Origin of the sequence: Reichenbachiella sp., assembly GCF_965223055.1 — a bacterium.
GTDB lineage: Bacteria > Bacteroidota > Bacteroidia > Cytophagales > Cyclobacteriaceae > Reichenbachiella.
The window spans coordinates 820,755-836,499 of sequence record NZ_CBDCVM010000011.1; the positions used below are offsets into that span (position 1 = coordinate 820,755).

The 15,745-nt window shown below is 40.7% G+C and carries 11 protein-coding genes; 4 read left to right on the forward strand and 7 right to left on the reverse strand.

Features of this window, described 5'->3' with window-relative positions; genetic code table 11:
• Positions 1–8: 8 nt before the first annotated feature.
• Positions 9–302, forward strand: a complete 294-nt coding sequence (locus ACOQO5_RS14850) for a hypothetical protein (protein ID WP_420582475.1) — start codon at positions 9–11, stop codon at positions 300–302.
• Positions 250–5,334, forward strand: coding sequence for a lamin tail domain-containing protein (locus ACOQO5_RS14855; protein ID WP_420582476.1), 5,085 nt, complete (start codon positions 250–252; stop codon positions 5,332–5,334). Before ACOQO5_RS14850 ends, ACOQO5_RS14855 begins: the two co-directional genes overlap by 53 nt.
• Positions 5,335–5,669: 335 nt before the next feature.
• Here the strand turns inward: ACOQO5_RS14855 and ACOQO5_RS14860 are convergent, their stop codons facing one another.
• The 4 genes from ACOQO5_RS14860 to proS all read right to left on the reverse strand — a co-directional run bounded on the left by ACOQO5_RS14860 (position 5,670) and on the right by proS (position 9,660).
• Positions 5,670–6,422: a carboxypeptidase-like regulatory domain-containing protein gene (locus tag ACOQO5_RS14860; RefSeq protein WP_420582477.1), complete on the reverse strand. Its 753-nt coding sequence runs from the start codon at positions 6,420–6,422 to the stop codon at positions 5,670–5,672.
• Between the two features lie 99 nt (positions 6,423–6,521).
• Positions 6,522–7,502 carry a flotillin-like protein FloA gene (floA, locus tag ACOQO5_RS14865; RefSeq protein ID WP_420582478.1) on the reverse strand — a complete coding sequence of 327 codons (981 nt, stop codon included), beginning with the start codon at positions 7,500–7,502 and terminating at the stop codon, positions 6,522–6,524.
• 17 nt (positions 7,503–7,519) lie between these two features.
• Positions 7,520–7,990 carry an NfeD family protein gene (locus ACOQO5_RS14870; protein WP_420582479.1) on the reverse strand — a complete coding sequence of 157 codons (471 nt, stop codon included), beginning with the start codon at positions 7,988–7,990 and terminating at the stop codon, positions 7,520–7,522.
• Positions 7,991–8,175: 185 nt separating this feature from the next.
• Complete coding sequence (gene proS, locus ACOQO5_RS14875) at positions 8,176–9,660, reverse strand: proline--tRNA ligase (RefSeq protein WP_420582480.1); 1,485 nt, start codon at positions 9,658–9,660, stop codon at positions 8,176–8,178.
• 88 nt (positions 9,661–9,748) lie between these two features.
• Here proS and ACOQO5_RS14880 point away from each other — a divergent pair, with 88 nt between their 5' ends.
• Positions 9,749–11,107 carry a hypothetical protein gene (locus tag ACOQO5_RS14880; RefSeq protein WP_420582481.1) on the forward strand — a complete coding sequence of 453 codons (1,359 nt, stop codon included), beginning with the start codon at positions 9,749–9,751 and terminating at the stop codon, positions 11,105–11,107.
• Between the two features lie 25 nt (positions 11,108–11,132).
• On the forward strand, positions 11,133–12,698 hold the full coding sequence (locus ACOQO5_RS14885; RefSeq protein ID WP_420582482.1) for a hypothetical protein: 1,566 nt from the start codon (positions 11,133–11,135) through the stop codon (positions 12,696–12,698).
• On the opposite strand, the gene ACOQO5_RS14890 is transcribed toward ACOQO5_RS14885, so the two are convergent.
• From ACOQO5_RS14890 to truA, 3 genes are all read right to left on the reverse strand, one after another.
• Positions 12,688–13,203, reverse strand: a complete 516-nt coding sequence (locus ACOQO5_RS14890) for a shikimate kinase (protein ID WP_420582483.1) — start codon at positions 13,201–13,203, stop codon at positions 12,688–12,690. The two genes, ACOQO5_RS14885 and ACOQO5_RS14890, sit on opposite strands and share 11 nt — an antisense overlap.
• On the reverse strand, positions 13,200–14,894 hold the full coding sequence (locus ACOQO5_RS14895) for an ABC transporter ATP-binding protein (protein ID WP_420582484.1): 1,695 nt from the start codon (positions 14,892–14,894) through the stop codon (positions 13,200–13,202). The genes ACOQO5_RS14890 and ACOQO5_RS14895 overlap by 4 nt, the downstream gene beginning before the upstream one ends.
• 101 nt (positions 14,895–14,995) lie before the next feature.
• Positions 14,996–15,739, reverse strand: a complete 744-nt coding sequence (truA, locus tag ACOQO5_RS14900) for a tRNA pseudouridine(38-40) synthase TruA (protein WP_420582485.1) — start codon at positions 15,737–15,739, stop codon at positions 14,996–14,998.
• Positions 15,740–15,745 lie beyond the last annotated feature (6 nt).

The following is a 15,745-nucleotide window of genomic DNA, read 5'->3' on the forward strand; positions in this document are numbered from 1 at the left end:
CTAGCTACATGAGGTACTTACTTACTCTTCTTGCCCTGTTCTTTATACAGGTATCCTTCGCTCAAGTTAATGATGACTTTTCGGATGGGGATTTGGATAATCCTACTTGGAGTGGGGATGTGAGTGATTTTGAGGCGTCAGGATTTGACTTACACTTAGATGCTGCCGATGCAGGAGAATCCTATCTTTCTACTCCCCAAACTGAGTTGGGTGAAACCTCTTGGGAATTTTTGGTAGACCTCGATTTTAATGTTACCACCTCCAAACCATGCTTTCTTTTATTTGATCTCAGATCAACCTGATCTGACTGGCTCACTAAATGGATATTATATTTCCATTGGAAGCACGAATGACGAAATTAGCCTCTATAGACAAACAGGAACCACTAAAACCAAAATATTAGATGGTGCAAATGATGTTCTTGATAGTGATCCGGTGCTTGTACGTATTAGAGTAACGCGTGATGCCTCCGCAAATTGGTCTGTTCATTATGATACTAGTGGGGGAAGTACATTTACTCTTGAAGGTTCCATCACGGACAATTTACATACCACTAGCGCATTCACAGGAGTGAGATGTGTATATACTTCCACTAGGAAAGATAAAATTAGATTCGACGACATTGTTATTTCAACGATTCCTGTTGTTTCCAGCTATGCTGTTTCATCATTGAGTCAAGAAAATTCCAATTCCATCAGAATCACTTTCAATCAAAATGTTGATAAAACCACAGCTGAGTCTGCAGCGAACTACACACTCAATTATGGATTTGGGAATCCCATATCAGCAGTGCAGGACATGACCAACCTAGACGAAGTCCTTCTCACATTCGCTGATGATTTCGTAAACAACGATTATACACTTACTATCGATCAAGTCGAAAATGAAGCGCAAGATGAGACCATTGATCATGTCAATCAATCTTTTGAGGTAGAGGTTCAAACCCCTTTCCGAAACATCGTGATCAACGAATTGATGGCCGACCCCAATCCTGTGGTGGCTCTGCCAGATGCTGAGTATATAGAATTATTCAACCCATCTGATCAAACGATCAATGTGGGAGGTTTCATGATTGATGGGCGTACGGTAGGCGATTTTGCGCTAGCGCCAGATGGCTACGTTACACTTACGACTATCGCCAATGCAGGATTATTTTCGGGAGATGTTATAGGGCTCAGCGGATTACAGTTAGGAAATACTGGCGAAGCACTGACGCTTACTGACAATTTGGGTAATCTGGTGGACTCAGTTTCTTATACGCTCGACTGGTACCAAGATGACGCCAAGGATAATGGCGGCTACTCCCTCGAACAAATCAATCCAGGGCTGCTTTGCAGCACAGAAAACAATTGGACCGCATCGAATCATGTAGATGGCGGCACGCCAGGGACACAAAACAGTGTGTATGACAATAGCCCGGATATCACAGGTCCAAATCTCATCGACTTCATTGCTACAGATGCTAATACTTTCAGACTCACCTTCGATGAGCCCATGGATGAAACCACACTCAGCAGTGGCACTTACACATTCGACAATGGTATTACTGAAAATGGCGTGTCAACTACCATCTACACAGCAGATGTTGCAGTCACCCCCGCACTGACCAGTGATGTAAACTATATGGTAACGGTTACCGGAGTCAAAGACTGTGCTCAAAACGATATCCAAACCAATACCCTATCCTATACCTTTGATACGAATCCTCCGGAACTAGACCATATAGTGGTAAAAACTACCAACCAAATTGAAGTGGTTTTCAATGAAGATTTGAACAAAAGTATTGCCGAGACAGAAAGTAACTACACCTCTGATCACGCTGGCGCAACAAATCCAACTTCGGCCGAACTAGACGATGAAAATGCTGCTGTGGTCCACCTGGCCTTTGATGACGATTTTGAATTTGGGGTAGAAAATACACTCACTATTGAGAATTTACAAGACATACCAGGCAATGCTTTGGTCGCACCATTGGCTCCTACTTTTACGTTGAGTCAGCAAATTGATACTGTGCATGTCATAGGGATCAACCTATTAGACATCTATTTCAAGCAAGACCTGGAAACAACAAGCGCCAGCACTACTAGCAACTACTCCGTAGATGATGCGGTAGGCAACCCATCCTCCGCCTTTGTGGATAGCAACAATGACCGTCTGGTTCATTTGGCTTTCGCCAATAATTTTGACGATAATCAAGAGCTGACGCTATCCGTAAGTGGGATACAGAATGCCGACACCGATTTGCTTACTACTCCAGATATTACTTTCGTATATGATACCTCTCCTCCAAAACTAGATACCGTAGAGGTTTTATCCTCTACTTCGCTCGCAGTCGTATTTACGGAAAAAGTGAATGAGCAATCAGCCGAATCTAAAGAGAACTATGAGTATGCAGATATTTTCCCAGTTGACGTCGCTTTAGAAGCTGATCAGCAAACTGTGATTTTGGATTTTGCTGAGGCATTTGAAAATGAAATGGTTTTTGAATTGTTGATAGACGAAGTCAAAGATTTGTATGGCAATGAAATCAAAACCAGACTCAAACAAGAATTTGTTTACGACATATTCGGCCCGAAATTGGACAGCATCATTGTTAAATCTCCTAGAGAATTGATCCTTTGGTTCCATGAAAATGTAGATCAAACTACTGCGGAAACCACTACAAATTACACCATTGAGGAGAGTGTCGGTCAGCCTAGCTCAGCCGTACTAAACCCGGAGTTTCAGCATATAGTTTCTTTAGAATTGGCCAGCGACCTTCCTCCAATAGCAGACATTCAATTAAGCATTTCGAGCATGTCAGATCAGCTAGATAATGCAATCTCAAAAGCGATAGCTAGCACTTTCGACTACGACGTTTTCTACGTTGGGAGCATCAACGTGCTTAGCCAAAATCAAATTGAAATCGAATTCAATAAGGCTCCATCTACAGGAACAAGGGCTGTATTGTCGAACTATATGTTGAATAGTGACCCTGCTTCTTCGATCAATTTTTCAACAGATCGATTAGCCACCATTACGTTCGATCAGGCTATGGAAAACAACTCCAACAATACACTAACTATAGAAAATATTAGCATAGGAGCTAGTACTATTGCCATCAACGACTATGTATTTGATTTTGAAAGTAGAGTGATTGGCGGGAGTCTTATAGGCAATCGAACGATTGAGATTGAATTTGAACTAGGTCTTGATCAGGGACAGGTTTTGTCTCTCTCTGATTTTACTGCTTCACCTGATTTGGGTAATTGTTTGGCAGCCATTATTGATCTGGAGGATAATGAAAAACTTAGACTCACCTTTGAACAAGCACTTATTCCTGATGCCGTTTGCCATGTTTCCTGGCAGAACTTATTCAATAAATATAAACACCGACTGCCGGATTATTTTACTTCAGTCATCAATGATCAAACCGCTCCTTCCATAATCGAGTATCTTGTGCTTAACGAGAATACCATTTGGCTTAAATACAATGAACCACTCAATGAAACGTCTGCAGAATTTCCACTTAATTATGAAATTACCCCTACGCTAGGGCACCCCTCCGAGGCAAAATATTCAGCGTCGGATTCTACTGTATTGCTCGAATTTTCTTCGTCCTTTATAGAGGGAACCAACTACACGCTTAATATTGACAATATCGAAGATCCATCGGACAATGCATTAATTGATCATGATATCACATTTACATATGAAGTACCAGATGTTCCTAATTTTGGAGACTTAATTATTACTGAAATCATGGCTGACCCCTCTCCATCTGTGGGTCTTCCTGAAGTAGAATTTTTAGAGATTTTCAATACCACATCAGAAGAAATATCGCTTTTTGGACTGATTGTGGTCGATGCCAGCGGCTTTGTCATATTAACAGAAGGTAGCATAGGAGGAAACGAATATTTGGTGCTGACTTCGACATCAGGAGCAACGCAATTAGAAGGCCAAAATGTGCAGGGTATATCTAGTTTCCCTTCTCTAAACAATACAGGAGAATCTATTTCTCTTTATTATGGCGACTCTCAAATATTCAGTACTTCGTACTCTTCCAGCTGGTACAAGGACAGCGAAAAGTCGGAAGGAGGTTGGTCGCTTGAGATGATAGACACAGACAATCCGTGTGGTGAAAAAGCCAATTGGAGTGCATCCACAGACCCTGCAGGTGGCACACCCGGTCGGGCCAATTCCATTCAAGCTTCCAATCCAGACAACTTTGGCCCAGAGCTTATCCAGGCATTGGCTATCACTCCGGACAGTTTACATCTTACTTTAAATGAAAAGCTTCACCCTGACAGTTTTGATCAGGCAAACATTCAACTTGAACCGTCATTGCTAATCGCCTCGCAACATTTATTTCATCCAGTACTCGATAGGGTGGCAGTATCCCTAGCAGAATCCGTTAGCCCTGGCCAATCTTATGAAGTTATGTTGACAAAAGTCTCTGATTGTAAACAAAACCTGATCAGTTCGGATCATCAAACTGTTCAGTTTCAGCTCCCTGAAGAAGCTGAGGCTCTAGATATCGTAATCAATGAAGTGCTTTTTAACCCAAGATCTAACGAAGTGGATTTTGTGGAAATCTATAACAATTCGAACAAGGCCATAGACTTGAAAGACTGGAGGCTAGCTGACAAGATCAGTGACCAGAAAATCATTTCCTCAGAACATTTCGTCCTTTACCCTTCCGAATATCTGGCGCTTACTCCTGACCCAGACCTATTGAGTCTTTCCTATCCAAATGGTGACTATACCCGAATGCGAGCCATGAGCGGTTTTCCAAGTTTAGCCGATACCGAGGATTCGGTCCTACTCATGACTGACCAAGGTGTTTTGATTGACCAGATGGAATACAAAGACGATTATCATTTCAACTTACTCGACGATGATGAGGGAGTCTCTCTAGAACGGGTTTCGTTCGATGCGCAAAGCACCAATCCAGACAGTTGGAAGTCTGCAGCAAGCACTGTAGGGTTTGCTACCCCAGGAGTGGTCAACTCGCAATTGCAGGCCGCAAATCAATCAACAGCTACTGTGACTATAGATCCTAGAGTATTTGTGCCAGACAATACTGGGATGAATGATTTCACAACTATAAGCTATCAGCTTGATCAAACCGGTAATTTTGCCAATGTGCACATCTACTCGACACATGGAATTTTAGTGAAGACGCTAGCCGAAGGCGAGCTGCTTTCTACTACTGGCTTTTTCACTTGGGATGGAACTACTGATAATGGTAGTTTGGCATCAGTTGGGTACTATGTTGTAGTTTTTGAAATTTTTGATGGACAAGGCAATAAATCGCTTCAAAAAGAAACTGTCGTGCTAGGCACTCGATTTTAGGACTTTTGCAGTATAGAATTTAATTTTTAGGAGAATCCCCTAGTTGACATTTACGGTTTTACTCTATTTCAGCTCTGACTTTTATACCCCAAATTTGCTATTCACAAGATCAGTTTAAAAACTCACCAGCTATGAGTATTTCGCAATCTTTAGTATCAAAGGGAATTAGGTTGCTCTTCAGCAATGAAGAGAATGTTTGGTATGCCGTCATAGGAGAGCGAAAAAAATATCTTGGTAGCGAACAAGATTGTAGGGTGTTTTTAAGGGAACTTAAAAACTAGGTAAATTGAGGATGTTCGCTTATTGAAAGCACGAGTCGCGAGTCTCGTGCTTTTTTATTGCTCTTCTTGTTCGTTCAGATGCTCATAATATTTTTTAATTGCACCTGGCAAGAACTTAATCAATTCATACTCCGAGCAGTTAGCCACATATTGTATAGTAAGCCCTGAGAATTTCATAAAATCACGATAATAATAGTCATCAAAATACTCATTCATTTGATCGAACGCATGATCCAGGTTTGAACGAGCTTTTTCATATACTAGGTCTTCCTTTTGCTTTTGTTTGAGATATAAAAAATTCTTTTTCTCCTCTTTGTAGCTTTTGCTGAATGCCCTATAAAGTGCTGTCATAGGACTCGCTACTGCCCCCAAACCTAAGTGATAATCCTTTTCTGCTTGTTTGTTTGAATACTTGACACCAGGGACATAATACACTTCCCGTTCTGGTTTTTTAATTATAGTGTTGGCCTGAAAGTTGGAAGTAACCTCTACATCATCAAGGATAATCGTACTTCTGTGCATCGCCAATATCACCTTTTGGACTTGATCTATATTAGTAATTACTAAAGACAAGGAATCATAGCCTACGAGGCGAAAGTGCAAAGTATCCAGATGATTAACCTGAAATTCAAACCGCCCTTCATGAGTAGTCGTGGTGCCCAAATGCTCTTCAAGGTAAACGTGCACATTGGCTAATTCTTCCAAACTCATGCCATCAAGAACTTGTCCATGAATAGTGACTTGCTGCGCACTAGCCCCTTGAGCAAAAAAGAGCGAAATGAGCGCAAAGGCTAAAATTTTAGGCACAAAAAAAACGGGCATCCTCAAAAAACAAATCATCGATTGCATTACACAACTAATGCTTGATAAGTTTCCGAGGATGCCCGTTTACAGTAAATTCCTTACTTATTTCTTAGGCTTCTTGCTTGAACCTGAGCTTTTTGGTTTAGAAATAGACTCTCTCATCTCAGTGTCAGCCTTGATGTTGTCCATTTTATAATAATCCATAATGCCCAAGTTGCCATCGATGAATGCCTGTGCCATCGCTTTTGGCACTTCCGCTTCTGCTTCGATTACCTTAGCTCTCGCTTCCTGTGCTTTGGCTTTCATTTCTTGCTCAACAGCTACCGCCATAGCTCTACGCTCTTCAGCTTTGGCTTCTGCTACTTTCAAGTCAGCTGCTGCCTGATCTGTTTGAAGATCTGCGCCAATGTTCTTTCCTACATCGACGTCAGCAATATCGATCGACAGGATTTCAAATGCTGTACCCGCATCCAAGCCTCTGGTCAATACCAGTTTTGAGATTTTATCTGGATTTTCGAGTACCTCTTTATGTGTAATGGCTGAACCGATAGAGGTCACAATACCTTCACCTACTCTAGCCAAGATAGTGTCTTCACCAGCACCACCGACTAACTGTGCCAAGTTTGCTCTTACCGTTACTCTCGCCACGGCAATCAACTGAATACCATCAGAAGCTACGGCAGCCACTCTTGGTGTAGTAATTACTTTAGGGTTTACAGAAATTTGCACCGCTTCGAATACATCTCTACCAGCCAAATCAATAGCAGCTGCTTGGTTGAACTCCAAAGCAATATTGGCTTTATCCGCAGAGATCAACGCTTTGATTACGTTGGGTACATTACCACCAGCCAAATAGTGTGTTTCCAGTTCGTTAGAAGTTACAGTTAGTCCCGCCTTAGTCGCTGTGATCAAAGAGTTCACCACTAAAGAAGGAGGCACTTTTCTGATTCGCATGAATACGAGCTCTGCCAATCCTACTCGAACATTAGAAAATACTGCAGTGATCCAAAGGTTAACTGGAACAAAATACAGAAAGGTAAAAAATAGGATAATTGCCCCGAAGAGCGAAATTATCATCATCATACTACTCATTGTAAGTATTAGTTTATTGGTTCTACAATTATTTTATTTCGCTCCAGCTTGATGATCTTGATTGCTGTGTTTTCTAACACAAACGGACCAAGTGAAGACACTTCATATTCTTTATTATCAAATTCGGCCTTGCCAACAGGCTTCAAAGAAGAAATACACACCCCTTCCTGACCTACTTCAAGTGCTGAAGTTAAACCTTCATTCACAGGCGTTTTCATCACACTCTTATTAGAGAATTTATTCCAAGCCCCCGATTTAAAACTTAAAATCACAGCAGCTAATCCCGCAGCCATAGATACAGCCAAAACAATATGACCAGTATCTACGCCATAAAGTTCATAACTTCTATACACCCCATATAGCCCAACCAGAAATCCTAATATCCCTACGATGGTCGTACCAGGCACAAAAATGATCTCCACAATAATTAGTGAGATTCCGGCCAGAATCAAAAACGCTATAAGAAAATAGTCAAGCAATGGTGGTGGTTTAAAATTAGCATTCGAATATACAAATAAAGGTTCTCTCAAAAGTCATTTTAAAGAATCTATCACACCGAAGCACGTCGAAATATCTTTCTGCCTTCAGCAACAAGGCTTCGAGTACCCGGGCGGCGTTCCGCTCTACCTGACTGATTACTTTATTTTTGAGATAGCACATACTCTTAATACGCTTTCGCAAAGACTACTCTGCCTTTTGAAGGATTACCTGAATACACGCATTTTCCATCTTCTTGTTTCTGATCAATCGGAATACAACGGATGGTAGCTTTAGTCTCGTTCTTGATCTTCTCCTCAGTTTCGGCAGTACCGTCCCAGTGTGCATAAACAAAACCACCTTCTTCGCTTTCGATGATCTTTTTGAACTCGTCGTAGGTATCCACTTCGAAAGAATGAGAGGTTCGGTAGTCCAAAGCCTTTTTATAAATCGTTTCTTGAATGTTGTCCAACAAGTCAGAAATACTTGATGCAAAATTGTCATCTAGCGTCATTACATTTTTCTCCAGCAAGTCTCTTCTAGCTACTTCCACCGTACCGTTTTCCAAGTCTTTAGGCCCAATAGCAATTCTTACTGGTGTACCTTTCAACTCGTATTCAGCAAACTTCCAGCCTGGCTTATGCGTTTTCCTATTGTCGAATTTCACCGAGATGCCCAATTTCTTCAAGTCACCTTTTATCTTCAAGGCTACTTCTGAAATTTCAGTCAACTGCTCATCGCTCTTGAATATTGGTACAATCACGACCTGGAATGGTGCCAATTTTGGAGGCAAAACCAATCCCTGATCATCTGAGTGCGCCATAATCAAGGCACCCATCAATCGTGTACTCACACCCCAAGACGTTCCCCATACATATTCCATCGCACCGCCTTCGGCATTGGCAAACTTTACATCAAAGGCCTTAGCAAAATTCTGCCCCAAGAAATGAGAAGTCCCTGCTTGTAAGGCTTTACCATCCTGCATCAATGCTTCGATACAATAGGTATCTTCTGCCCCAGCAAATCTTTCACTTTCAGATTTCACTCCTCTCAACACTGGCACCGCCAGGAAGTTCTCAGCAAAATCCGCATATACATTCATCATTTGAACAGTCTCATCGATGGCCTCTTGTTTAGTCGCATGAGCCGTATGTCCTTCTTGCCATAAGAACTCAGCTGTTCTCAAAAACAGGCGTGTTCTCATCTCCCAACGTACCACGTTGGCCCACTGATTTACGAGAATTGGAAGGTCTCTATAAGACTGGATCCATTTTTTATATGAATTCCAAATAATAGTTTCCGAGGTTGGTCTTACAATCAGTTCCTCCTCTAGTTTGGCATCTGGGTCTACTACTACCCCTTGTCCGCCTTCATCATTTTTTAGCCGATAGTGTGTTACTACTGCACATTCTTTAGCAAATCCTTCTACGTGATCGGCTTCTTTGCTCAAGTAAGACTTTGGAATGAACAAGGGAAAATAAGCATTGGAATGTCCCGTGTCTTTGAACATCTCATCCAATGTAGCCTGCATTTTTTCCCATATAGCAAATCCGTACGGTTTAATCACCATACAGCCCCTCACATCGGAGTTTTCTGCTAAATCTGCTTTTTTTACTAGTTCATTATACCACAAAGAATAATCTTCGCTCCGCTTTGGTAATCCTTTACTCATCTTGATTTCTTAAATTTGGTATGGATATTGCTTTTCAATCGTAGAAAATTGGACACAAATATAATAGGTTGTCCAGTAATTAAAATCAATGTCTTACCATTTAAACCCGGAGGCCGTTATGATTCTAAAAACCTTAAAGTCACCTGCACTAGTCGCTTTAACTCTTTGTATGGGGTTAGCCCAAACCGGATTTGGTCAAGAAGAATATGATGATATGTATTTTTCTTCGAAAGACAGAAAGAAAATTAAATTCGCCCATGAAACAACAGATGCAATAATTACATACGAGTCTTACTCGAACAATACTTATGACAATCCTTCATATTCTGCTAAAGAAGTGAATCCAGAATATATTGAGAAATACAAGCAACAGGCCAGAGCGTCTGTAGCCGCGGAAGTAGCAGCAGCTGAAGGAGAGACTAATCCTACTTATAGCAGTACGGATTATTTTGTAGAAGGAGAAGTCGCAGACTACGACAACCCTTCATTCTACAACAACCCAAAATACAATAGGGAAAACGAATCAACAGTTGCTGACAACTACAACAATAGTCGAAATCGAAATCCATATTATGGCGGGTTTAATACATGGGGACCATCTATGAGGATGTGTTATAACAATTGGGGCGGCTGGTCATATGGAATGAGTTATGGTATCGGTTGGGGAGATGGATACTACGACCCTTTCTTTTACGACCCCTATTATCCTCCTATATATAGTTACAATAGCTACAGGTGGTACAACAATGGGTACAATCGAGGCTATTATAATGGATATAACTACGGATACTACACTGCTAGCGGAATAGATAATGGGTATCAAAAACAAATTACACGGGGAGCGAGAGGCAGCAGGATTCAAAGCGCGGCAAGCAATTCGAGCATAGTTAAGTATTCGTCTACAACACCGGTTCGAGGCTCTAATAGAGAAGCTGTAACTACCAATAGAAGAACTAGTAGCGCTAACCAAATAGCATCAACTACTGGCGGCGCAAGGGTAGTATCTCAATCAAATAATCAAGTTCAATCACAAAATGAATACTTGAGAAAAGCCAACGTGAGTACATCGCGATCACGACTGACAGATTTATCTAACAGAACAAATTCACGTTCTGCATTAAATAACAGAACGACATATGCCGGAACCAATTCTAGAGTTTCTTCGAACCTCAATAGACAAAGTAATAACCTTACAAAAACGCCCACAATTTCTACCCGGTCAACTCGAAGTGCTAGTAGTTCCCGCAGCTCATCTGGAAATGTGAGAAGGTATAACACGCAACGCTCCTCTTATTCAAGCCCTACAAGAAGTTCATATTCGGGGACGCGATCATCATCTCCTAACAGGTCATATGCATCACCTTCGCGCTCTAGTAGCGGAAGTAGGAGTTCCTCGGGGCGATCTTCTGGCTCATCAAGCAGATCAAGTTCAAGAGGTAGAAGATAGGTCTTGACTATCGAAATTATTTTAAATGAATAGACTATTATTTTTAGTTTTCACACTCGTGTTGTGCGCCAACCAATCTCAAGCTCAGATTGGATATTTTAACGATGCCTTAAATTATAGTCGCACAAGTTCTATAGGAACAGCAAGAACTCAAGCCCTAGGTGGAGCTCAAGTAGCTCTTGGCGGTGACATCAATTCTGCTTATGCTAACCCAGCTGGATTAGGTTTTAATAGGAGTTCCGTGGTCACCTTTACACCTTCAACCAATTTTTACAATAGCAAGTCTGATTACTTTGGACAATTAGCTGAAGATTCCAAAGCCAATTTCAATATAGCCAACCTTGGAGTAATTTTCAATTTCGCCAAAAGCGATTATGAAGACAGCAAATTCAAAGGAGGGTCATTCGCCATTACTATGACGCGAGAAAACAACTTTCATCAAGACATGCTCTATGACGGTTATAATGGCCAAGAGCAAGGTAAGTCATCCATTGTTGACTCCTGGTTAGACCAGGCTTGGGGCACACCAACCAATCGATTGATCAATTTAGGATACCCCTACGATGCCTACAATCATTATTTGATTAGTGATTATGGAGATCCTGATCAGCCCAGTTATGATAAATACATGGGTTATCTGCCAGATAGTACCATAAGAGAGCTTGGAGATTTTCCCAGACAGATTGAGACTATCAAAAACACTGGAAGTCAATACCAATGGGATTTCGCGGCAGGAGGCAACTACAATGACGTCATTTACTTTGGTGCGAGCTTCAGCCTGAACTCTATCAAATATTCCAGCGAAAGATTGTTCAGTGAAACAGAGTTTCTATACAATGATCAACCAGACGAAATCATCAATGAAATCAGCACAATGTCAACAGTAGATGTGCGTGGTACTGGGGTCAGCGGTACTTTCGGTGTCATCGCAAGGCCTTTGGATCTGATCAGATTCGGGGTATCATTGGCAACTCCTACCTATTATTGGCTGTCTGAAGAAACTTCCGAAGATTTATTCACTTCGTATAATAGCTGGGACTATCATGACCCTGTTACTTCAGATGTTACAAGATTAGAAGACTTTTATGACGAATATTTCACAGAGTCCAAATACCAAATAAAAACACCTATGAAACTAACCACCGGTATTGCCTTATTCTTAGGTAAATCAGGCTTTATTTCTGCAGATGTAGATTTTATAGATTACTCGAAGTCTAAAATTACCTCATCTGATTTTGATGTGACAGATGACAATCTTGCCATTAGTTCCTTGTACCAAAAAACGATGAATTGGAGAGTTGGGAGTGAATTCAGAGTGAATGCATTTAGAATTAGAGGGGGATATAGTTATGAAGGAGACCCCTATAAAAATAGTGCTACTGACAATAGTATAAGTAAAATATCAGGTGGTGTCGGATATAGAAATCAAGAATTTTTTGTAGACATTTCGGCTGTTCACAGTAAATGGTCAACTACTCGAAGTCCTTATACGATATATTCATTCAGCGATCCTAATGAAGACATCAGTCCAACTGCTTTTATAGAAAACAAAAATTTAAATATATCGGTAACCTTTGGAATTAACTTTTGACTGATTCCAAATACTGAACAACATCCTGAAGATTCGAATTGGTAGTAAAAGAGGCTTTCTTGTAATGAGGAAGTCTCTTTTCATAAAGCGCTTGCATGTCCTGAGATAGAGATACATCCTCCATTTGATTAACTAATGGTCTTGCGCTTTTTTCTTTTTTCACCCTTTCTATTATAGTATCCATCGGAGTATCTATAAAAATAGTTGCTCCAGCTGTATTCATCTGATCCATATTGTCATAGAAACAAGGTGCGCCTCCTCCTGTAGCAATCACTGCTGGCTCGTTTAATCTGATTAGCATGAGCAAAACACTATTCTCAAGTTCTCTGAAATAATCTTCCCCTACTTGTTCGAAAATATCAGGGATCACCCATCCAGCCATGCGTTCGATCTCAGCATCTAAGTCAAAGAAATTTCTGCCCAGCTGCTCAGCAAGCTGTTTGCCTAATGTAGACTTGCCTGATCCAGGCATACCAACTAAAAATATTTTTGAAGGGGTTTTCAAGCGCTCTTATTTGTTACCTCTTTGTATTGCATTTTATGAAGTTGTGCATAATAACCATCTTTTGCAAGTAATTCGTCGTGAGAACCTGTTTCTTTTATTTCTCCCTGCTCTAAAACTAGAATCTTGTCTGCATGCTGGATAGTAGATAGTCGGTGGGCAATCACAATGGAAGTTCGACCTTTCATCATTCGATCTATCGCTTGCTGTATCAATTCTTCTGTTTCAGTATCTACGCTAGAAGTCGCTTCATCTAATACGATAATTTTAGGATCATATACCATAGCACGGACAAATGAAATCAATTGCCGCTGACCTACTGACAAAGTAGCACCTCTCTCCATCACGTTATAATCAAGTCCTCCTGGTAAGCGCTCTATAAATTCCTTTGCCCCTACTAATTCGGCCGCCTGCATGACTTGTTCTCTGGAAATATCCTCATTCCCTAACGTAATATTTTTTTCGATTGTGTCAGAAAACAAGAATACGTCCTGAAGTACTACGCCAATATTTCTACGTAAGGCACTCAGCTCATAGTCGTGAATATCAAATCCATCTACAGCAATTGTCCCTTTGTTTATGTCATAAAATCTACTGAGCAAATTGATCACTGAAGATTTCCCAGCACCGGTAGCACCTACTAGTGCAATGGTTTGACCTGGTTCAACTTCGAAACTTATATTTTTCAACACATAGTCTTCGTCATTGTATGCAAACCAGACTTTGCTAAAAGCTACACTTCCTTCTAAGTGATCTGGGTTTTTCGATCCTTCATTGGGTATATGCTCCTTGTTCTCCAACAAATCGATTAATCGATTCGAACTCACGATGCCCATTTGCAGTGTATTGAACCTGTCTGCAATCATCCTTATGGGTCGAAAAAACATCTGAATATACATGATGAATGCGATGAGGACTCCGGGTTGATACTGTGCATCTATCATTTTGACAGCGCCATACCAAACTACCAGACCTATGCCAATGGCTTGTATTACCTCTGCTACCGGGAAGTAAACCGAATAATACATTACAGATTTGATATTGGCTTTCTTATGCTCGCGATTGATTTCTTTGAATTTCTCTAATTCGCGTTTCTCACTATTAAATATTTGCACAATACTCATTCCCGTAATATGCTCTTGAACAAAAGAGTTCAAGTTGGATACTGCGGTTCTGACACTATTGAAGGAAACTTTAATTTTTTCCTTGAAAATATAAGTCGCAAAAATCAGTACGGGCAAAGTAGACAAACTGACCAATGTCAGTTTCCAATCCGTGTAAAACATGAAAATTAGAATGACCACGAGCTGAAGTAGATCTCCTATCATCATGGCGATACCCTGGCTGAAAACGTCCGCTAATGTCTCAATATCAGAAATGTTACGAGTTACCAACCTTCCAATTGGCGTCTTATCAAAAAACTTGAGTTTTAATTTTTGAATATGCTCATAAAGACTGGTCCTTATATCTCGAATAATATACTGCCCTAACCAACTAGAGAGATAGGTGTGTGCGTATTGGACAAAGGCTTGAGCTATGAGCAGCACGATCAACAAACCAATCATAAAGATCAATCCATCAAAATCACCGTTCGCTACATCATTGTCTATGGTCACTTGAATCAGATACGGCCGGATAGGGACCAAAATAGCCAGGGCTATGGTTAGCAATACCAACAGCCAAAATTGTGTCATGTACGGTTTGACGAAAACAAAGATTCTTTTTAGAACTTTGAAATCCAATATTTTACCGTCGGGTTTTTCTTTTTCCAAACTATTCTCGTGGTGACTTGAAACTAAAGATAAATGTCTTCGGAGTAGATGATGTCGCGCAAATATAGACCATGTGCAGGAACAGACCGACCGGCTTTTTTACGATCTCGACTTTCCAATACTGCTTGAAATTCCTTTATAGACATGCGTCCTTGACCTACGTCCAGCATGGTGCCAACTAAGGCTCTAACCATCCCTCTCAAAAATCTATTGGCACTTACGTGAAAATGTATCTCATCGTTTTGCTTTTCCCAGTATGCTGAAAAAATTTCACAATTAAAGTTGTTGACCTCAGTCTTCACTTTGCTCATGGCTTCAAAATCTTTCCATTTCTTGACCAGCTCGCAACAAGCATTCATGGCTTCCAGATCCAAAGGCTGATGGAAATGATAAGACTGCCCTTGTTTGAAAGGACTCTTGTGCTGGTGAATTTTATAAATGTAAGCACGAGACGAAGCTTCAAATCTCGCACTTACATCTTCTTTTACTTTTTGTATAGAATTAGCAGATATATCTGTAGGCAATAGGCTATTCAATTTAGCTACGAGCAGATTTTCATCAAATTCATTCTCATAATCGAAATGAACCATCTGCATCATGGCATGTACGCCAGTATCCGTTCGACCACTTCCTATAGTAGATATATCTGCCCTCAGTATTGTAGACAAGGCTTCATTGAGTACACCCTGGACAGTCTTAGCATTATTCTGAATTTGCCAACCGTGGTAATTCGTGCCATCATAGGAAATATCAATGAAGTATCGCATGAATGC